This is a genomic window from Marinobacter shengliensis (assembly GCF_003007715.1).
In the GTDB taxonomy this organism is placed as follows: domain Bacteria; phylum Pseudomonadota; class Gammaproteobacteria; order Pseudomonadales; family Oleiphilaceae; genus Marinobacter; species Marinobacter shengliensis.
In genome coordinates, this window is the sequence record NZ_PXNO01000019.1 from 375039 (window position 1) to 395084 (window position 20046).

Annotated in this window: 15 protein-coding genes; 6 read left to right on the forward strand and 9 right to left on the reverse strand. The window is 58.4% G+C overall.

The annotated features are described in order from the left end of the window. Window positions 1-582, reverse strand: a complete 582-nt coding sequence (locus tag C7H10_RS05445) for a class GN sortase (protein WP_058091610.1) — start codon at window positions 580-582, stop codon at window positions 1-3. Then, complete coding sequence (locus C7H10_RS05450) at window positions 579-2618, reverse strand: marine proteobacterial sortase target protein (protein ID WP_244178187.1); 2040 nt, start codon at window positions 2616-2618, stop codon at window positions 579-581. Before C7H10_RS05450 ends, C7H10_RS05445 begins: the two co-directional genes overlap by 4 nt. A 280-nt stretch (window positions 2619-2898) precedes the next feature. On the opposite strand from C7H10_RS05450, the gene pdsR reads away from it, so the two are divergent. The 3 genes from pdsR to C7H10_RS05465 are packed head-to-tail and all read left to right on the forward strand — an operon-like array spanning window position 2899 to window position 6958. Continuing rightward, complete coding sequence (pdsR, locus tag C7H10_RS05455) at window positions 2899-3600, forward strand: proteobacterial dedicated sortase system response regulator (RefSeq protein WP_061330925.1); 702 nt, start codon at window positions 2899-2901, stop codon at window positions 3598-3600. Between the two features lie 2 nt (window positions 3601-3602). Next, window positions 3603-5645, forward strand: a complete 2043-nt coding sequence (locus tag C7H10_RS05460) for an ATP-binding protein (protein ID WP_106694052.1) — start codon at window positions 3603-3605, stop codon at window positions 5643-5645. 5 nt (window positions 5646-5650) lie between these two features. Further along, entirely contained in the window at window positions 5651-6958 is a 1308-nt protein-coding gene (locus C7H10_RS05465) for a DUF3422 family protein (protein WP_106694053.1), read from the forward strand. A gap of 6 nt (window positions 6959-6964) precedes the next feature. Here the strand turns inward: C7H10_RS05465 and C7H10_RS05470 are convergent, their stop codons facing one another. Next, window positions 6965-7744 carry an ATP-binding protein gene (locus C7H10_RS05470; RefSeq protein ID WP_072676050.1) on the reverse strand — a complete coding sequence of 260 codons (780 nt, stop codon included), beginning with the start codon at window positions 7742-7744 and terminating at the stop codon, window positions 6965-6967. 125 nt (window positions 7745-7869) lie between these two features. Between C7H10_RS05470 and C7H10_RS05475 the strand changes: the two genes are divergently transcribed. Then, window positions 7870-10833: a transporter substrate-binding domain-containing diguanylate cyclase gene (locus C7H10_RS05475; RefSeq protein ID WP_244178188.1), complete on the forward strand. Its 2964-nt coding sequence runs from the start codon at window positions 7870-7872 to the stop codon at window positions 10831-10833. A gap of 49 nt (window positions 10834-10882) precedes the next feature. Here C7H10_RS05475 and C7H10_RS05480 read toward each other — a convergent pair whose 3' ends face one another. The 3 genes from C7H10_RS05480 to C7H10_RS05490 all read right to left on the reverse strand — a co-directional run bounded on the left by C7H10_RS05480 (window position 10883) and on the right by C7H10_RS05490 (window position 12802). Continuing rightward, window positions 10883-11461: an outer membrane beta-barrel protein gene (locus tag C7H10_RS05480; RefSeq protein ID WP_106694054.1), complete on the reverse strand. Its 579-nt coding sequence runs from the start codon at window positions 11459-11461 to the stop codon at window positions 10883-10885. Between the two features lie 130 nt (window positions 11462-11591). After that, window positions 11592-11894: a hypothetical protein gene (locus C7H10_RS05485; RefSeq protein ID WP_106694055.1), complete on the reverse strand. Its 303-nt coding sequence runs from the start codon at window positions 11892-11894 to the stop codon at window positions 11592-11594. Beyond that, window positions 11891-12802: an esterase/lipase family protein gene (locus C7H10_RS05490; RefSeq protein ID WP_106694056.1), complete on the reverse strand. Its 912-nt coding sequence runs from the start codon at window positions 12800-12802 to the stop codon at window positions 11891-11893. The genes C7H10_RS05485 and C7H10_RS05490 overlap by 4 nt, the downstream gene beginning before the upstream one ends. A gap of 234 nt (window positions 12803-13036) precedes the next feature. Between C7H10_RS05490 and C7H10_RS05495 the strand changes: the two genes are divergently transcribed. Continuing rightward, window positions 13037-13630, forward strand: coding sequence for an ATP-dependent zinc protease family protein (locus tag C7H10_RS05495; RefSeq protein ID WP_061330931.1), 594 nt, complete (start codon window positions 13037-13039; stop codon window positions 13628-13630). Here the strand turns inward: C7H10_RS05495 and C7H10_RS05500 are convergent. The 3 genes from C7H10_RS05500 to C7H10_RS05510 form a co-directional block, all read right to left on the reverse strand. After that, complete coding sequence (locus C7H10_RS05500; protein ID WP_106694057.1) at window positions 13627-14517, reverse strand: DNA ligase; 891 nt, start codon at window positions 14515-14517, stop codon at window positions 13627-13629. The two genes, C7H10_RS05495 and C7H10_RS05500, sit on opposite strands and share 4 nt — an antisense overlap. Before the next feature lie 52 nt (window positions 14518-14569). Next, entirely contained in the window at window positions 14570-15007 is a 438-nt protein-coding gene (locus C7H10_RS05505) for a YtoQ family protein (protein ID WP_058091620.1), read from the reverse strand. 116 nt (window positions 15008-15123) lie between these two features. After that, a complete protein-coding gene (locus C7H10_RS05510) occupies window positions 15124-16116 on the reverse strand; it encodes a hypothetical protein (protein WP_146136798.1) in 993 nt (330 codons plus the stop codon). Window positions 16117-16332: 216 nt separating this feature from the next. Between C7H10_RS05510 and C7H10_RS05515 the strand changes: the two genes are divergently transcribed. After that, window positions 16333-20040 carry an ankyrin repeat domain-containing protein gene (locus C7H10_RS05515; protein ID WP_106694059.1) on the forward strand — a complete coding sequence of 1236 codons (3708 nt, stop codon included), beginning with the start codon at window positions 16333-16335 and terminating at the stop codon, window positions 20038-20040. The last annotated feature ends 6 nt before the right edge of the window (window positions 20041-20046 follow it).

Below are 20046 nucleotides of genomic sequence, written 5' to 3' on the forward strand. Positions count from 1 at the left end.
TTAAAGCGCGGCAACAGTATCCTTTTGTTCGAGAGCGTAAACGGGATGGGCTTCAACCACATAGCGCAGGGGGCCACGGGCATCCATGGCGTCGAAAGGGTAGCAGGTAACCAACAGCAGGGTGCCGGCCGCCAACGCGTGAGTGTTGATCAGCTCCTTACGACTGTCCACTACCCGGATACTGGTTACCCGATAGTCCTGCCAACGCTGATCCTGGCCTTGCAATCTGACCGGGTTACCCGGAGCGAGATGTTGGAGGTGGCTGAAGTGTGTGTCCCGGTGCCCGGCCAGAATCACCGGCCCGTCGGCACCGGCCACCACCTTGCCCGGCCCGAAGGCCAGGCTTTCGCCATGCAGGCCATCCAACACGATCATCGACACGTCCAATTCAGGCATTTCCAGCCTGGCCACCGGCCAGGTATCCGCCCAGGGCCAGGGCCGAGCCTGGACCTGACGGGCCTGGGTTTCCGCCCAGGCAAGTGCCAGCAGCTCCTGTGCCACCAGCGCCTTGAAGGGAATCCACAGCCCGAACATGAGCACCGTGGCAGAACAACCGAACAGTAACAGCAGCAGGCGACTCACAGGGATGGCCTCCGGTTCAGCATGGCAATGGCCAGGGAAAACATCAGCCCCAGCAAACCCAGCGCAGTGAACAACGGTGCGAATGTGGCCGTCTGGGGGTACCTGAGCATACCGGGCTGGCTACCTGCCGGCAGCAGTGTGGGTATGCTCTGCGACCCTGCGCTTTCGGTTTCCGGGCGAACCCGGCGCTGCTCCACCACCACAAAGCTGGTGAACGGCGAAATCACGCCATGGCGAACCGACAGCTCAGTGATTTGCTGCTCATCCGGCGCCTGGCCCTGAAGCCGGGCGGCATCCGTCAGCTCATCAATCCGGCCACGGGCCCACTGACGATTCAAACCACTGGCGGGCGCCGCCTGGGCAAGATCCAGAGAAGTGGACCAGTGACGGCCTCCGGGCAACTGGCCGGAAACCTGCAACTGCCCTGCTGCCGGCAGCCCCCGGATTACCTGGATCAATGGCGTGCCGCGAAACAGATCTCCGGGCCTGGCCGGTACTGGCTCCAAAGGCTGTCCCTGATCCGGCCAGCGGACGTCCAGATTGGTCAGCACCGGTGCCTCCATGGCGGCAAACAGCCGGTTCAGGGCCCGGTCTACCTCGGCGCCTGAGTGAATTGCGGTAAACTCACCCCGGCCCCACCGGGCCGCCTCCCGCAGAAAGTGCATATTGGGTGCAGAACCAATCCCCACGGTAAACAGTCTTCGGTCAGTCAAACCTGATCGGATCTGGTTAAACAGGGCAGACTCATTGCCCACGGCACCGTCGGTGATAAACACCACTTGGCGCACCCGTTCACCACCCGGACCAGAGTCCATTCCCAGCGCCAGCGACAGGGCACCCGCCATCTCGGTACCGCCATTGGCCCGCAAATCCTGGACATAACGCCGAGCCCGGGCCAGGTAATGGCCTTCTGCCGGCACCGGCTGGGCGAACAGGGCATGGGCCTGGCTGTTGAACTGGATCACATTGAACGAATCACCGGGGCGCAGGGATTCCAGCCCCTTCAGCAGGGCAGAACGGGCCTGGGCAATCGCGTCCCCCGCCATGGAACCCGAGGTATCAATAACGAACACAAGCTCCCGGCGCAGCACCGGCCCGACCGTTTCAGGCGGCAGCACCATGGCCATCAGATAATCCTCACCCTGCCAGGTCTGGTGAAACACGGCCGCTTTTGGCTCACTGCCGGCTACCGGGCGCCACCTGACGATCACATCGCGGTCCATCAGCACCTTTTCCTGTTCCGGCCTCACCGTCGCCCTGGCACCGTCCAGCTCGGTGTGCAGTCGATGGCTTGGGCTGGAGACATCCGCCAGGGCCAGGCCGCTTTCGATCTCTATTCCGATCCTGGCCCGGTGACTGCCGCCATCAACGTCCGTGGGGCGAACGGTAAACGGGCTGATTTCATGGGCATCGGCAACCTCTGTGGTGGCCAGCGCCCACCCCGACTGCCACGGGCCTTGGGTTTCCGCCAGCGGTTCGCCTGGCATATACCGAGGGGTCAAGGTGGTGGGCAGTCGAAGTTCGAATTCACCATGCTTGTAGGCCACCGGTTGCTGATAACGGATTTCCACCTGCACAATTTCGCCTGGCGGGATGTTGGCTACCCGGCTGGTAAACAGGTTCGGGCGATGCTGCTCCAGCGTGGCCGCATGCTGCCCGGCCTGCCTGGCCCGCTCATAGGTTTGGCGGGCCTTGGCTTTGGGCTCAATGTGCCCCACGATTTCACGCTCGCCAATGGTCATGCGTAGCCCGTACACCGTGGCCTTATCGGGTAACGGGAACACGAAAATCCCCTCTTGCCATTGGTCGCTGGCATTACGAAACGTCCTCGTCAGCCTGGTCTGAGCCAGCAAGCCAGACACATGAACCTGGAACTCACTGTCCAGAATCACCGCCGGCTGCTGCCGAGCACTTTGATCATTCATCAGGTACAGTTGACCCGGCTGTTCCATGTCCATCTGACGCGCCTCCGCATAGAGGGGATGGACAAACAACATCAGCAGAACCGCCAGCCAAAGGCTGATACCCTCGGCCATTCGCAACCACCTGGATTGTTTAGCGGCTGGCTTCGCCCGGCGGGCGGTGAACAGGTCAGGCCGTACGGCCGGATTGGCAAGCAGCGATAGCAACATCATCACGACATCCTTTTTGTGGAAGTTAGTGATGCCATTGCAACAGGCTGAATGGGCCCTGCCGTGGCAGAAACGGGCAAGCTGGCGATAGAAAATGATGAATTATGGCAATCCCGCAGCATCGACTTGTGCCGCGCAAGGAGCATGGTTTAATGACAGCACATCTTGCTGAACAGCATCACCCATGAAAAAACACATTGTTCTGATTGAAGACGAAGCAGGCATTCGCGATAACTACCGGGCGGCGTTTGAGCGCCGGGGTTACCGGGTATCAGCCTATGGCGACCGGCCATCGGCCTGGCAAGTGCTGCGCCAGGCGCTGCCAGACCTGGCCATTATTGACGTCGGGCTTGGAGACGAGCCGGAAGGCGGGTTTACCCTGTGCCAGGACCTTCGGTCGCAGTCTGCTACCTTGCCGATCATCTTCCTGACCGCCCGGGACAGCGACATCGATTCAGTGCACGGCTTGCGCCTGGGCGCTGACGATTACGTCACCAAAGACATGAGCCTGGACCATCTGCTGGCCCGGATTACTGCCCTGCTGCGCCGGGCCGATGCCTGGGCCGAGGCACTGCAGAAGCCGGATGAGCTGCTGCACCGGGGCCGGCTGTCGCTCAACGTCGACCGCATGACCGTGTCCTGGGACAACCAGCCCGTGGACTTGACGGTAACCGAATTCTGGATGCTGCACAGCCTGGTGCAGCATCCCGGCCACGTTCGCAGCCGGGACCAGCTGATGGAAGCCGCCAGCACGGTACTGGATGACAACACGGTGACCTCCCATATCAAACGCATCCGGCGTAAATTCAGCCAGCTGGACAGCAGCTTTGATGGCATTCAGACCGCCTATGGAATGGGTTATCGCTGGAATGCCCGTGAGGTCTGACCTTGAGCCTTAAACGCCAGCTGTTCCTCGCCAGCCTGCTGATGCTGCTGATACCCTGGGCCGGGCTGAAGTTTGTGCTGGAACTGGATGACGCCCTGCGCCAACAGGCCCTGCAACAGCTCCAGGAGCGGGGCCAGCGGATGGCAAACCTGGCCGGCGACCTGCTGCTGGGGCAACCCGCCATCACCACCCCGAACGCGCTCTACGCCAGCCCGGCAGAAACCCCGATCAAACCCGACGGCCATGCCGACGACTGGCCCGGTTACGATGAGCCCGATCACCTGCAGCCCTGGCAATCGGCGGAGCCCCTGCCCGTGCCGGGCGAACCCCACCTGCGATGGCAGGCCGCCAGTGATGGCCGGCACCTGTTCCTGTTGGTCCAGATGCAGAACCAGGCCATGCAACTGTTTCAGCAGAACCGGCCTGACCAACCCCATGATCGCTTTGAGCTGGTGCTGCAACCGCCGGTCACCAACCTGCAACAGCCGGTGCCACGGCAACGCTGGACAATACGAACCTCAGCGCCGGGCAGCGTGAATGCCATTCGGGAAGACCGCCAGCAGACTCCGGATTATCGGGTTCAGGGTGCCTGGCGGGATCGGGGGTCTGGCTGGCAACTAGAGCTGCAGATGCCGCAGCCTGCCCGTGGCAGCTTGCTGGGCTTCCAGCTGACCCAGGGAGGCCAGGACGCCTCCGTACCCGGCACCGGCATTGAACCACCACCCCCGCTGGTGCAGCGGATCCCTGAACTGGAACGGGCACTTGCGGACCAGCTCGGTGATGGTCAGCAAGTCACTTTGGTTGAGCCGGCGGGGTGGGTGATTGCCCATCACCGGCATCCGGCCACTGGCCAGGGCCCGGACTTCGATGATCTGTCTCCCGTGCAAGTACTTGAGAAAATCACCCTCAACGCCCTGCGCGCCCTGATTCGGCTCTACCAGCCGGAGCCCACACCGCTGGGCGAAGCCACCCATAGGCTGATCACCGGTGGCCTGCCAGACAATCACCTGGTCAGGCGCAATGACGGCTCGGTCTGGCTGGCCACCGAGCATGATCTGTTTGGCGGTCGCTCGCTGGTACTGGAACAATCCCTCGATCAACTGCTCACCGTCTCCGGCTCGGCCCTTGGCAGCGTCCTGGCCCGCAGCCTGCTGATCATTCTCGCGTTAACCCTGGTGCTGCTGGGTTATGCCAGTTGGTTATCCTGGCGAATTGCCCGCCTGCAACGCCTGGTCAGCGCCAGCGTGGACGAAGATGGCCGGATTCTGAGCCAGGTGCCCGGCGCCAGAACCCAGGATGAACTGGGGCAACTGCAACAGCATTTCAGCCAGATGGTGGAACGGCTGCAGAGTTATAACCACTACCTGGAGAGTTTTTCCCGCCGGCTGTCCCATGAGCTGAAAACCCCCGTGGCGGTGGTCAGGTCGTCCCTAGAGAACCTCGCCCATAACAGCTCCGAGCAGGAACGGCAGCAATACCTGGAACGGGCCGCCGGGGCCACCGAACGGCTGCGCCGAATTCTCAACAGCATGAGTGAGGCTGCGCGGCTCGAGCAGAGCTTCGACCAGGCTGACAAAGAACGGTTCGACCTGTCCGAGGTGGTCGCGCAAGCCACCGAGGCGTACCAACAACTGGATGCCGACCACCAGATCCGTTACCAGATTCCCGAAGCCGAATGCCCACTGATGGGCTCACCGGAAATGCTGGTGCAAATGCTCGACAAGCTGGTGGATAACGCCCGGGATTTTACCCCCAAAGGCGGCGCCATAGAGGTCAGCCTGCAACGCCATTCGGACCACTACCAATTGTGTGTGTTCAACGAGGGCTCGCAATTGCCGGAACACGCCGGCGTGGATATTTTTGGCGCCTTTGTCTCCCAGCGCCGGGGCCAGAGCGAGGGGCACCTGGGGCAGGGGTTGCTGATCGTACGTCTTATTGCCGACTACCATGGTGGCCATGTGGAGGCCCGAAACACCCGCGAAGGTGGCATTGACGGGGTGAGCTTCCGGGTTATCATCCCGGTATACCGCCCGGAAACAGGATAAACATTGTGAGTGCCGAAACGTCATCCCTGGATTTTCATCCCTTGCGGGCAGACCTTTACCAGGAACTGCACTCACGCCCCTTCCAGGTGATTCCTTCCACCGCCCGGGTGACACACATTGCTGTGCTGGTCACACCGGAGCAGCGCCGAACACAGTTCGCGCATCTTCAGCGGCTGCACCGCCTGCTGGGCGAGCCCTGGCCGGAACAGGAAGTCAGCTGCTATGAGCACAACTTCGGCAAGCTGCGAGTCCGGCGTGAAGTGCATATGGAGTTTGCCTCTTACACCTTCACCAACCTGGACGTTTCCAGTGCCGACCCGTTTGCCGAGACCGGCATCAGCTCATTACCTGAGGGTTGGCTGGAACAGCTGGACGGCACCATTGTCGGGGCCTTTCACATAGAGGTGCGCCCGTCAGAAGAGGACGCCCGCAGCGAACTGGCGTTCATGCGCAAGTATTTCGAAGGTATGCGCCTCATTGGCAGCAGTCCACAGGAAGGCGCCGCCCGGGTACTGGGCTCGTTCCAGTTGCACAGCGACCATTTCGGCCGGTTCATGGTGCTCAATCACAAGATGTCCAACAGCCAGCTGGGCCGCCTGGTACAACGCCTGATGGAGATTGAAACCTACCGGCTGATGTCGCTGCTGGCGCTGCCACTGGCCAGGGAAATGACGCCCAGTCTGAACGACATGGACCAAAAACTGGCCACCATCACCCAGTCCCTGGCGGATAACGAATCCCTGGACGAACAACAGATACTGGCCGAACTGACCCACATTGCCGCCCGGATCGAAGCCTACCGGGCCCACTCCACCTTCCGCTTTGCCGCCACCCGGGCCTACCACGAACTGGTGCTGACCCGGCTGGAAGAACTGCGGGAAGACGAAGTCTCCGGCCACCTGACCATCAGCGAATTCATGACCCGCAGGCTAACCCCGGCCGTGAAAACCTGCGAAGCGGTGGGGGAACGGCTCGAAGACCTGTCCCGCCGGGTAGACCGAGCCTCCGACATGATGCGTACCCGGGTGGAACTGGCGATCCAGAGCCAGAACCAGCAGTTGCTGAGTTCCATGGACCGCCGTTCCCGCATTCAATTGATGATGCAGCACACGGTGGAAGGTTTCTCGGTAGTGGCGATCTCCTACTATCTGATCAGCCTGCTCAAGCTTGGCCTGGACGTACTGCAGGATAGCGGCCTGGCGTTCAACAAATCCCTGGTACTGGGCGTGGCCATACCGGTGATCATGGTGCTGGTATTCCTGGGCATCCGGACCATCCACCACCGGTTTATCCGCATGGCCCGCCGGCAATAGCCGGCGTCAGCCGAATCTGGGGTCCCCGGCAAACTGGCGGTAAAACTGCTGGGCCGTGCGCCCGTTGCGTACCCCTTTGCCGGTGGCAAACCGGACGGCCTCCTGGTGCAGTTGCGAGCGCTCTGCCACCTCAGGAAACAGCGCGTCTACCGCCTGCAGATAGATATCCTGGGAAAACGGGTAGAACGACAATTGCAGCCCGAACCGGTCCGCCAGTGAGACCTGCTCTTCGATTGCCTCCGCCGGGTGCAGCTCGCCGTCGCGCACCTCGCTTTTCAGGTTGTCACTCATGAATTCCGGCATCAGATGCCGGCGGTTGGAGGTGGCATACACCCGCACGTTCTCCGGGGGCAGCTCCAGTGATCCCTCTAGCACGCTTTTCAAGGCCTTATAACCGGACTCCCCCACATCAAACGACAGGTCATCACAGAAGATCACAAAGCGGTACGGCAGCTCGCAGATGTCGTCGACAATCTCCGGCAGGTTCACCAGGTCGTCTTTGTCCACTTCAATCATTCGCAGGCCATCTGCCTGGTAACGGTTCAGCAATGCCTTGATCAGAGACGATTTGCCGGTGCCCCGGGACCCCCAAAGTAACGCATTATTGGAGGGCTGCCCCGCCAGAAAGCGTTCGGTGTTGCGGGCCAGCGCCTGTTTCTGCCGGTCAATACCCGTGAGATCAGCCCATCTGACCGGATCCAGCCGGCGAATGGCCCGAAGGCCGGAGCGGTGCCGGCGCCATACCGCGGCCGGAATCTGCTGCCAGTCAAAACCCGTTTCTGTCATTCTCCTACTCCATCAAAGGCGTGCCGTTTCATAGCCTGAATCTGTATTCAATATAGCCACACACCACTGTCAAAGGTTACGATCTGCAACTACACTGGCACTGTTATTCACAGGGAAGGTATACCTTGCAAAGCCGCCTGCCTCAACCGCCCCAGCGAAAATTCTGTGCTGCCTGGCTAACGCTGGCCACACTGATGATTGCGGTGCTGACGTTCGCAGCCCGGGCGGAAGAGCCGGAGAGCCCGTCTCCCGTGGTCACAATTGGCGTGGTGGCCGACAACGAACCCTACACTTTTTTTGAAGGTCGCAATCCAGCCGGGTTCTCCATTGACGTCCTTCGGGAAGTGGCCAGCAACAGCAACCTGGTCTTTGATTTTCGTGCCGGTAGCTGGCCAGACATCTATGCGGCCTTCCTGCGCGGAGATCTGGATGCGATAGACGGTATTTCCTGGCGTCCGGACCGTGCTGAAAAGGTCCTGTTCTCCGAACCTTATCACTACCGCGAAATTTACCTGATGCATGACAGCGCCCGTCCGACTCCCACGATTGAGGCGCTGGACGACTTACAAGGCCTTCGCGTTGGCATGGTAGAGGACATTTTCTACCGCACTGAATTCGCCGACGCCGGCATTTCACTGACCACCTACGACTCCCTGACGAGCGTTGTTCGGGCACTGGCCTTTGGCTGGATCGATATTGCTGTGGGCCCCAAACTCACTATGGAGTATCTCGCCAATCAGGCCGGTTTCCGCTTCCTGGAACTGCTTGGCCCGGCGCCGCTGCAACAATACTCCGGGGAGGATTTCCGTATTGGTGTTCTCACCGACAACCTGAACCTGTTCAATCAGATTCAGGCCGGGCTGAATGCCGTACCGGAGGAAAAACTGCAGCACCTGCTGCAGCGTTGGCAGGAGTTTGGCGGTTTGACCGGCTCCACAGGTACAGAGCTGGCCCTCAGCTCGCAACAACGACAGTACCTGGCGAGTCTGGGGCCGGTTCGGATCGGATTCATGGATGATTATGCGCCGTTCAGTTTCACCGACGGCGGGCGGGTCAGAGGTCTGAGCGTGGATATCATGAACCGGCTGGTTGACCTGACTGGCCTGCAGGCTATTCCTGTCAGCGGCCAGTGGGACGAACTGATCCCCATGCTCAAGAACGGCGACATTGATGTCATGGCCAACATGTCCCATCGCCCGGAACGGGAGTCCTTCGCCCACTTCACCTCGCCCTATCACATCATTCCCAACGTCATCTTTACCCGGGATGAGAGTCTCAACTACCAAAACCTTGAGGACCTGAAGCACTATCGGGTTGGACTGGGCGCGGGCATCTACTATGAGGAAACGCTTCGGCAATTGCTGAGTAACGGCACATTGCTCAGCTTCCACTCACAGCAACCCATGTTCCAGGCGTTGGCGAGCGGCGATGTGGATGTCGTTATCGGAGCCCTGCATTCGGGCAATTACTGGATCCGGCAACTGGGTATCAGTGGCACCCGAATTGCCGGAGAACTTCAGCTCCCGGGCTTCAGTGGCGAGGACCTTCGCTTCGGGGTGAGACCGGCCCTGGCGCCGCTGGCAGACATCCTGAATCAGGCACTGACCAGCATTACGCCAACGGAACAACAGGTGATCGAAACCCGCTGGCTCGGCGCCAGCAACCAGCCCTCGCTGAACACAGCGGAACTGGTGCACTGGACAGACACCGAATCCCTATGGCTGGAACAACGGAACCGGGAAATTCGCATCTGCGCAGACCCGGACTGGATGCCCCTCGAAGGCGTGAGGGATGGCAAACACACCGGCCTGGCCGCAGATGTGCTTGAGCTGTTCAGCCAACGAGGTAACCTGCGTTTCCGGCTGGTGCCCACCAGCAACTGGCAGGAAGCCATTGCCGCGGCGAAAGATCGGCGTTGCGACATGTTCCCGATGGCCATGCGTACACCCGAAAGGTCCGTTTATCTGGACTTCACCTCACCCTATCTGGAAGTACCAAACGTGGTGATTGGCCGTATTGAGGCCCCGTTCATTCAGCGTCTCAACGAGCTGGAGGGCGGCCGCGTTGGCATTGTGGAAGGCTACGCGTTTGCCGAATTACTGCGCAAACGCAATCCATCCTTGCAACTGGTTACCGTAGAGTCAGAGCAAGAAGGCCTGAGAAAACTTCAGAACCGGGAGCTGATCGGCTATGTCACTACACTGGCCACCGCCAGTTACTACATGCAGTCAATGGGCCTGGCGGACCTGAAGGTGATTGGCCGGGTACCGGCCGACTGGTCACTGGCGATCGGCACCCGCAATGACGAACCCACGTTACACGGAATCATGCAGAAACTGGTGTTGAGCCTGACACCTGCAGAGCGCACTCAGCTTGAAAGCACCTGGCGCAACCTGCGAATCGAGGAACGCGTGGACTATACCCGGTTCTGGCAAATACTTTCGCTGGGCCTGCTGGCCACCGCCCTGCTGGTCTACTGGAACCGGAAACTCGGCCGTCTCAATCGGGAACTTGCCGAGGCCAATACCGCTCTGTCCCGTCTGAGTGTGACCGATAACCTCACAGGCCTGGGCAACCGCACCTACTTCGACCGGGAGTTCTCCAACAGCTTTCAATGGTGCCTGCGGCACCAGACCGGCTTTGCGGTTGCCATGGTCGACGCGGACCATTTCAAGAAGATTAATGATAATTGGGGGCATGAGGCTGGTGACCGGTGCCTGGAATCTCTGGCAAATACCATGCGCGAACATTTCCGCCGCGACACTGACCGTCTGGCACGGTTTGGTGGAGAAGAGTTTGTGATTTTTGCCAGTTATCAGGATGCAGATGACATAAAGGCTCGGCTGAACCGGTTCCGCGAGGAAGTCGCAACCCGGCGCTGTGATACCTGCAAGGATAAAGGGATTGATCTGACCGTCAGCATTGGCCTGGCATTGGGGTTTCCAACACCAGAGCACACATCTGCGGAATATCTCCGGCTGGCCGACCAGGCGCTATACACCGCCAAGCGTAACGGCCGGAACCGCCTGGAGGTTATTCCAGCAGGGCAAACATCGGGGCCAGACGAAGCCGAACACCCTAAGGCGTAAAGAAAGGGGCGCCGGCCTGCTACAGCCGGCGCCCCAAACCCGCAACGAGTCAGAACTGGTACTTCAAGCCAACCCGGCCGGTGTCGAAATCCGGACCATTATTGGTAATCTGGCCATTGAAATCGTCTTCATCGATATCCACGTTGTAACGGGCATACTCGGCGAAGGCGGTCAGGCTATTGGTCACCCGGAAATCCACACCGGCGCCAATAAACGGATTGACCTCGTCATAGGTTTCACTCTCATCGAAGGCATCCACATCAAAGGCCGAAGCGAATGCACCGGCCTTCGCATACACCCCGAAACTCTGAGTGAGAGGCAAACGGCCAACAGCGCTCAGGCCAACCCCTTTGAGCTTGGCTTTAACGTCGTCATCGCCGAACTTGCCGAAATCAATGTATTCCGCTTCCAGGGCAAAGAACTCATTGAACTGGTAACCCAGCGCCGCACCCAGCAGATCGTTTTCATCCTTGAATTCACCGCCGTGGGATTTGTAGCCCCCGTAACTACCACTGATGTATGGCCCTGAGTTATCCCGGCTCACTTTATCCTGTGCCCAGACGGCAGGGGCTGTCAGTACAGCAGCAGACAGAACCGTGGCACACGCAAAACTGGCTTTGTAGCTCATAACGCGTTTCCTCTGTGGTTGGGTTTTCCATTCGTCGAAACGAACAATCCGGATGTCTCTATCCCGATTGCATGCGTTTACCCTACAGAGATAACGGCTGGTTGGGGGTTAAAACCCTACTAAGAATCATTCATGTTTCAGTCATGTCTTGCCGACGCATCGCCAAACGGGCACCGGCAGACGCCGCCCCTTCGGCAATCACACGACCGGCCAGCGACACGCTGTCGTAACTGACTCTGGCGATACCATGGTGGCACACCCGAACAAGCCGGCTACCGGGCCGAGTGGCCGGAATGACGTCCAGCACCCGAAAACTCTCGTCTGCAATGGAAAGGTGCACACGTTTCAGCTTAACCGCGCCGTGATGCATGCCTTGGGCCACCAGCTCCGTCACACCCAGCCACCATTGCGTGTTGTTGTCCGGTCCTTTCATGCCAGCCACTCCTGCAGTTGCTGGCTCACCAAGGGGTGGTGGGCCAGGCGAATATGGTCAACACCGGGAAAATTGGCGATGCCCGCCAGCTCCCAGCCTTCACGACGATCACCACGGGCGCTGGATTGATGCACCAGGGCATCGCCAAACAGAACGTTTACAGGGTGCCGTTCGCCCTTGGCGAGCAGTCCGCTGATCACGTAATGCCGGGCACCGTGCAACAGCGGTTGATCTGAGGTACCCGGTTCAAAAGCATCCCCCCGGGATAAGTTGCGGATACCCTCGCTGCGAAGGTCAATCACCTCGCCCACCACTTTCAGATAATCCCGGGGCACCCGATTCAGCCAGCCTGCCGCTTTATGGGCGCCCACCGCCAGCCAGGAGCCGTCGTGGGGTGAGCCGATGTACACACAATCCGGGTTCAGGCTGACCCAGCGGTGATCATTCGCAGCCCCATAATGACAGGCACTGCGAATCAGCAAGCCTCCCATACTGTGGCCGATCAGAACAATCCGCTTGACCGGTACCGGCCAGTTACTCACCAGCCGCTCCAGCAACGCGGCAAGATCCTGGCCGTTACGGTAAATGGGCCGGCCGGTATTGAAACGGAGCTTGAGGGCCGACGTATCGCCCAACGTGTTGGCGAGGTGGGTGCCGTAGTGTTCATCGGGCCTGGCCGGAAAATCCCACACTGATTCCAGCTCCATCAGCCCATGGATGGACAGGCAAAGCACGCTCCCCGGCACTGCGGGCTGGGGATTCTGCAGATCCAGCGCTTCGCCATCGGCAAACACCGTCATCGGCACCGCCAGCGGATTGCCCCGGTGCTCCAGCCAGTCACCCAGAAAGCCGCTGGCAATGGCTGAAATGTGCTGCTGGACTCGCCCAGCGGAAGGAACAGACACCATGGTTAGTCTCCCGAGTATTTTTTCAGTGTACGCCCTTTGCAGTGCATTACACTGGCCATTTTCGGGCCAGAGTGGCGGCCCCGGAGCAAATCCGGCAAGACAGGCTCACGGTTTGTTAATCTGCCCGAAAGGGCTACAGGCGACCGACCCTGATAACCTTGCTGGAATTGCACAGAAACGGACCGGCCCGTGCCGCTCCACCTTTTCAGATTGACCAGCCAAAGGAAGCATCCAATGCGATCTGCTGTCATCGCCCTGACCAGCCTCTTGTTCTCTGCCAACCCGGCCACGGCCGAGACTCAGTCACAAGCATCGGCGGAGCCGGAAGTGATGGGCTTTGTGGAGTGGGTGGTGATGGGCGAGACCGGCATCCGGTTAAAAGCACGCCTGGATACCGGCGCCAAGACCTCGTCCCTGCATGCTGTGAATGTGGAATCTTTCGAGAAGGACAACGAGGAATGGGTGCGCTTCCAGCTCCCGCTGGGTGACCACGAAGACCAGCCCAGCGAGGGTGATCTGAAACACGACGAAGTGATTCTGGAATTTGAGCGGCCGGTCTATCGCACCGTACTGATCAAACGCAAGGGCGCCCCCTCACAGCGGCGCTATGTGGTCGAAATGGACTTCTGTCTCGGCGGCAAGGTCCATGAAACCCAGTTTTCCCTCACCGACCGGGGCAAATTTTCGTACCCGGTACTTTTGGGCCGCCGACTACTCCGGGATGACAACATCCTGACCGATTCCGGCCGCACCTTCATCGCTGAACTGGAGTGTGAATACAGCACGCTGGAGGAGCTGGCCCAGAGCAGCAAGGCCATCTCGCCCTAATCGGCCCTCGGCACCGGTTCATCATTCCGGACCCGAAGAAAGCTGGCAAATCTCGGCAAGCCGGTGGCGGTCAAACCACGGTAGCGGAAGGTAATGATTGAGCCAATCTCCGGCGGGTTGCGCCTGTCCGCATCGGTAAACCCGGTTCCGATGCGAAACTGCCGGCCATCGTACAGCTCCACTTCCAAAGCCCCCATCAGCCCCTCGTACTTGCCCTTGCCCGGCAGGTGACCAACGACTTTCGCTTCCGCATCCTCATGGGTTTTCACTTTAAGCAGATCATCGGAACGACCGGCCTGATACCGGCTGTTTCTTCGCTTTAGCATCAACCCTTCAGCACCGGCAGCCACCACCTGTTCAAGCTTTGCCATCAGTTCTGAATGGCTGGCAACCGGGCGCTGCGCCACCAATTCCAGATACTCAGAGCCAGAGGCTGCAACCAGCTGTTCCAACTGACGGTAACGCTGCTCGAACACGGTTTCAGGCTGTGGCAGATCAAACACATGAAACCTCACCTGACGCCACTCATGATCCACCGGCTGCACTTTGCGCACCACCCCGGACAGCTCAGCAAAGCGCCCGCGACCACTCCAGAGTTCACCATCCAACGGCTGCCGGGGAAACTGCGCCGTAAACCAGTCCGGCGCCGCGTATACATGGCCGCCCCGGGACCAGAGCTGCTCGCCATCCCAATAGGCCCGGACGCCGTCCAGTTTTTCGCTGACCCAGTATTCCTCGAGGTTTACACCCGAGTGATAGACATTGGCCAGAGGGATGGCAGGCGGCCGTGCATTGGCCTGAATGGGATCAATGGCAAGTAACGAGAGAAAAAGCAGGCAAAGTGTCAGGGCTGTTGCCCTAACACTGCCGGTAGTGAAGAGTGGCATGTTCCTTTGCCCTTTTTACATCCTGTTGATGGTGTTACGGAAAACGCTGTACTCAGGCCGTTACATACTTCAGCAGCTCAACCACCTGCTCCGGCGTTTGTGCCCAGGCCATGGCGGCTGCGTCCACTTCCTTGAGCGGGTGCACGATGTCTTCATCATGCAGGGTTATGTAAGGCGTGCCCATGGCGGCACAGTAGCCGGCATCGAAGGCCGCGTTCCACTGCTTGTACTTGTCGCCAAAGCGGATCACCGCCAGATCGCACTGCTCAAGCAGGGTCTTGGTGCGGATGGCATTCACCTTGGAAGACTGGTGATCACGCCAGAAATTGCTCTCCGGCTTACCCAGGAAATCGCCCGCGGCGTCGCTGGATTCGTGGTCGGTGTTGGCCGAGGTGAACTCAACCGGCAGGCCCGCCGCCTCGGCACCCGCAGCAATCTGCTCACGCCAGTCGGTGTGGATTTCGCCGGAAAGGTATACGGTCCAGATCATGGTGGGCTCCCCTGGAGTGTTGGTTAATCAGTCAGGCGGGGATAATACGCCAATGGGGAGCGATGTTCACGGCCGAGCCTCGCCTTGCCGATGTCGGTGGCAGAACCTCACGGGTATTACACCATGGCCGCCTCAGCCAGATTCGGAACGCTTTTCTCCATCCGATCTTCCAGTGTCGACCATGGGAACTCCCGAATAGCCTTCAGGTGGGCCGGATAACCCTCGTTTTCCCACCACGCCAGATCCAGGGTTGCCCAATAGTCCGCTGGTCTTCCCCGCTTGCCTGCTGCATCGTACTCGGCTGTTGTGGGGTCCAGGTGACGGTACTTTTCCAACGCCGGAACGTCGGGTAAGGGCTGGCTAACGTCCATATACCGCTGCAGTTCATCCCAGTGTGCATACAGCTCCACTTTGTGGACATCCGCCACCTGCGCGACGGTCGTTTGCCAACCGGTATATCGATGGCGCAGAAGTAGCTTGTAGCTGACGGGGCCCTTCGGATTCACATGAAATGAGATGTAGGGATCAAACTCGATAAACGGTGCTTCGAAGGTTTCCTCTCGCCAGGTACGGAACTTCACCATGCCCGTTGGGCGGAAAAAACCACAGCCCAGATCCTTAACAATGAATCCGGGATTGCGTTGCAGAAACCAGGTGAAGGGGTAGCGGAAGAATAAGTGAAGACCGACCAACGCCAGAAAAACAAACGAAAACTCTCCAAACTTTATATAGGCGACAATTTCAGCAAAAGCGAAGGCAACGAAGAATACTTTCATTACTCCGTAGTCTGCTAAACCACCAGCGAGCATAAGTAACAACTGCCAACGGCTTTTGACGAAATCAGAAGGCTGCTGTCGATGCGTCCATTTGGGCCCCACCCAGCCAACTCCGCCCGACTCGAGTTTCTTTTGGTAGTTCTTCACATACTGGGGAAGGACATGCATATCGAGCCCCGCATAATCCCCCCAGGGTAAACGCTCAATGAAATCCCCTGCCTCCAGTGACTTGGCAAAACGGCTGATGTTCTTGAGGGGCTCCTGCACTGGGATTGCATCCCGGCGATAGGCGCCAGGCGCATAACTGGCTGCTAATCCATTAGCGGTTTGCATAAAATTTGATACCCAGTTCGGCGACTACTTTGGAGGGGCCATTCTACCTGACGACCTATCTGGAAACTTTGATGTGATAGCCACAAGAGTCGCTTAATATGGTCTTCAAAGCCTTGGACGGAGCAACACCAGAGCTGACTATAACATCCGATTTTGTTACGCTCCGCGCTGATCTCACAAGGATGTACTGCCCCCCAAGGAAACGGAGATTCCTGAATGAAGCTGCTCTGGGCGTTCTGCCTGTCATCGCTCCTGCTCACTTGGAGCCCTCTGGCTATTAGTCAAGCCCCACACGTCATGGCAAACAATAGCCAGTTGGATGATCTAAAGCTCTGGGTTCGGCTTCAAGGCAATAACATCAACCCGGAGAATGCGAAGTGGGCAGGGTTTGCCAATACCGCGGCGAAACAGGGGCAGCTTGAAATTCTGGAATATCTGCATAATCTCGGAGTCGATTTCAGCCAGTTCGACAGCTTCGGAGATAGCACGCTTCACTCCGCCTCGTCTTCCAACAAGGTTAACGTTGTCCAATGGCTACTGACATCAGGTATCGATCCAAACCTTCAAAGGACGGTTAACCATCCAACCGCACTGCATAAAGCCGCGCGATATGGCGCTTCCGAATCCGTCACCCTCCTGTTGGACGCAGGCGCAGACCCACTCATCAACTCGCGGTCAGGTACAGCATTTGAGCTGGCTGATAATGTCCTTGTTCTGCACACGTTGATGGCGCACTGGCAAAAACATGGGGATGGAATGCCGCCGCCAGGCATTTCACCTGCGGCCTGGTGGTCATTCATCGGGCAGCCAGGACGGGTTCCTGAGAGTCTCCTGAGACAGGATCTAAATCAGGCGGAGTGCAACGCCCTGCACTGGGCGGCTGCATCTGGCCACTTGCCCACACTGAAAAGACTGCTCCAACTCGCCCCTCGGGCGACTCTGTCGAGCCAATGCTTCAACAAATGGACCCCGCTGAAAATCGCCATTCGGTTCAACCAAGTCGAAGCCGTTGGCGAGCTTCTGAATCACTGGCAATCTGTCGCCGTACCGGACGTCAGGCTCGCCGTAAAGTATGGTTCCGCGAAGCTCGCAAGAATGCTGTACGACTCATTAGAGCAAGAGAAAGACGATCTGGCGTTTTATCCCCGAGAGGGCAATGCTGTCCTGATCAACTATGATTTAGAGGACCTTGCGTACCTGGTCAACCGGCGAGTGATCAGCCCTGCCTGGCTACTGAATCAGATAGGTAGCCACGGCGGCGAGATGCTGGAACTTGCCCCACTCGTGGTGTCACAAGGTGTCCCGATCACTCAGGTTCTGCGCACAGGCCTGCGAAAAGACAATCCTTACCTGGTGCAGTGGGCTTTAAAACAGAACCCTCCATTACAACAGATCGACAAAACCGAGCCATCACCATTTATAGTCGCAGCCAAGACGGGAAACACTGATCTTGCCAAACAGTTATGGCATCCGGATGCCGTGTTGGGCGACGACAATTACTATGAGCGGCTGGAATACTTCGCAGCAGCAGGGTGGACTGAAAAGGTTCTGTCGTTTACTAATCGACGCGCAGACCTCCTGACCTACGCTCTCATGGAAGCTGTTCGCTATGACAACGTCGATCTTTTGGTGGACCTTGTGACTGCCGGCGTCAGGGCGCCAAGGCGCCGGTGTCGTTCCGCGTTTGATGTGGCAATCCGGCAGAGCTCATTACCAGCCATTGAGTTGCTGGCGAAAACGCACGCCGGTAATAAAGAGTGCCTGTCTGAAGCTGTACTCAGTGTTATCGAAAACGGTGATGTGGCAATGCTTGACCCACTGCTGAAGCATGGTGCTAACCCAAACGGTACAGGGGATGGCTATCGCAATGCCGTTGTCCGGGCGGTTCGGGATCGAAAGCTTGTGATACTCATGACGCTTTTGCTGGCGGGCGGCGATCCTTCTGCCGTTAAAGCTCCCGAGGGCACAATTCTGGAGCTTGCGCAAAAAAACCTGGATAGTTCGGGCCGCCCTGAACAGACAGTGGCTGCGCCCGAAACTGAACTTTCGCCATTGCTGACAGCCCTGAAAACACACGAATTTGAAACACTGAAGGCATTAATAGAACAGGGGGCCGACCTTACCCAAACCAACGATCATGGGGAAACGCCTGCCCACCTTGCAATACGCGCCGGGCAATTTGATGCAGCATCCTTATTACTGAATTCTGAGGTGCTGCTCAAGACAGACAAACGGGGCCGGACCCCTTTCCATCTGATTGGTGCGTATGGCACCCCTGAACTCGCATCCCGGGCCATCGAGCTGAGCGAGGGAGTCTACCCGGAAGACGATGCACGAAAGTTCCCCCTGGATTATGCCGCTCGCCTGAACGAGCCTGTCGCGTTGCTTCTCGCCAGAGCGGACGCCCGCCATTCCGACAACCTCGCTATCCTTGCTGCAATTTACGGCCAGGAAAGGCTGATGAGCTACCTGAGCAGAGAGTTTGCAGCGTTGGATTCCGGGCACTATGAAGAAAAGCCCGAAGCCGCCTATTTTATGGTCGCCCTCGCACAACAAAACCGTGATTGGTACGAGATGCTTCTGGATCAGTCCCTTGACCCAAACGATACCTTTGCCGGAGAGCCTTTGCTATCCATGGCCGCAAGGTACAACAACCTCCCAGCGTTTGAGTCACTGCACCAGAAGGGTGCAGTGTTTCGGCCGAGCCTGTTTATGCGTAAGTACAGCGCGACCTACCAATTTGCACTGCTGTCCCAGAAGCCGGAACTGGCTGAAACGCTGCTAAATTCCATGGATTCAGGTAAAAGAGCCGAGTTCCTTATCGCCAGCCTGGAGCATCTTTCGCAGGCTATGCCTGAAGAGCAGCTGGTTTCATGGCTCAAACAGCAAGGACGCGCGGCTCTGGATGAACCCTTGGCAGATGTGTTGAACCCGTTCATCCGTTCGGGAAAAAATCTGTCTTTGATCAACGCGTTGGTTCGCAGCGGCGCGGATCTTGGCGACAAAGATTATTCCGGCTCATCACCGGTTCAGGAGGCAACAGAGGTTCTTGGAGAAGACATCGAGTGGGGGCACCGTATCGCTCTTGTCCGCCTGCTCCAGCAAGACCAACAAAACAGGCAGACTTCCCCGCTTCTAGACCGCCTGCGCCGACTGTTCACGAATACCGACGAACCCACACCCCCTGTCTGGAGATACCTTCAGGAAGGTTACAGCGTGTTGCCGACCGTTGATCGAGAAAAGCTCAACGAAGAGGACCCGGTTAGCGGGCTGACGCTTCTGGATGCAGCGGTCCTCCAGAACGACACTGAGGCTATTGAATCCCTGCTGAAAAACGGTGCCACAATGACACCACAAACTCTCCATATCGCGGCACACACTGGCAAGGTTGAGGCACTCCGGGCGCTGCACCCTGTGATATACGACCTTAATGCCCGGGATTTCAGAGGGAATACCCCTCTCATGACCGCCGTCAAAGCCGACCGGGAAGACATGGTGGAAGCCTTGCTCTCAATGGGAGCAAGGCCAAATGTCTACAACCAGGACTATCGATTCCCGCTAAAACTCGCTGTGTTCAATAAATCAGAATCTGTGGTTAAACAGCTACTGAACCACGGCGCCCACCCCGATGGGTTCAGCGAGCAGATGTCATCCAACGCGTTGCGCGACGCGGTTGTTAGTGGAGATCTTGAGATAGTCAAAATGCTTGTCAACGCGGGAGCGAGCGAAAACCCGCTCCTCGGCGCACCTCCCTACAGCGTACTCCCGGCTGCATACAAATTCGCCACCAAAGATATTGTTCTCTATCTGGAAGGTACGTTCGAGCGCACTACGGAACAGCAGCAGGGGTACCTCGATCTGGCCTGGGAACATGGTAGCGAATGGGCGAGAGGGCACTTATTGCAGCGTGGTGTTGCGTTTTAGCCTAAC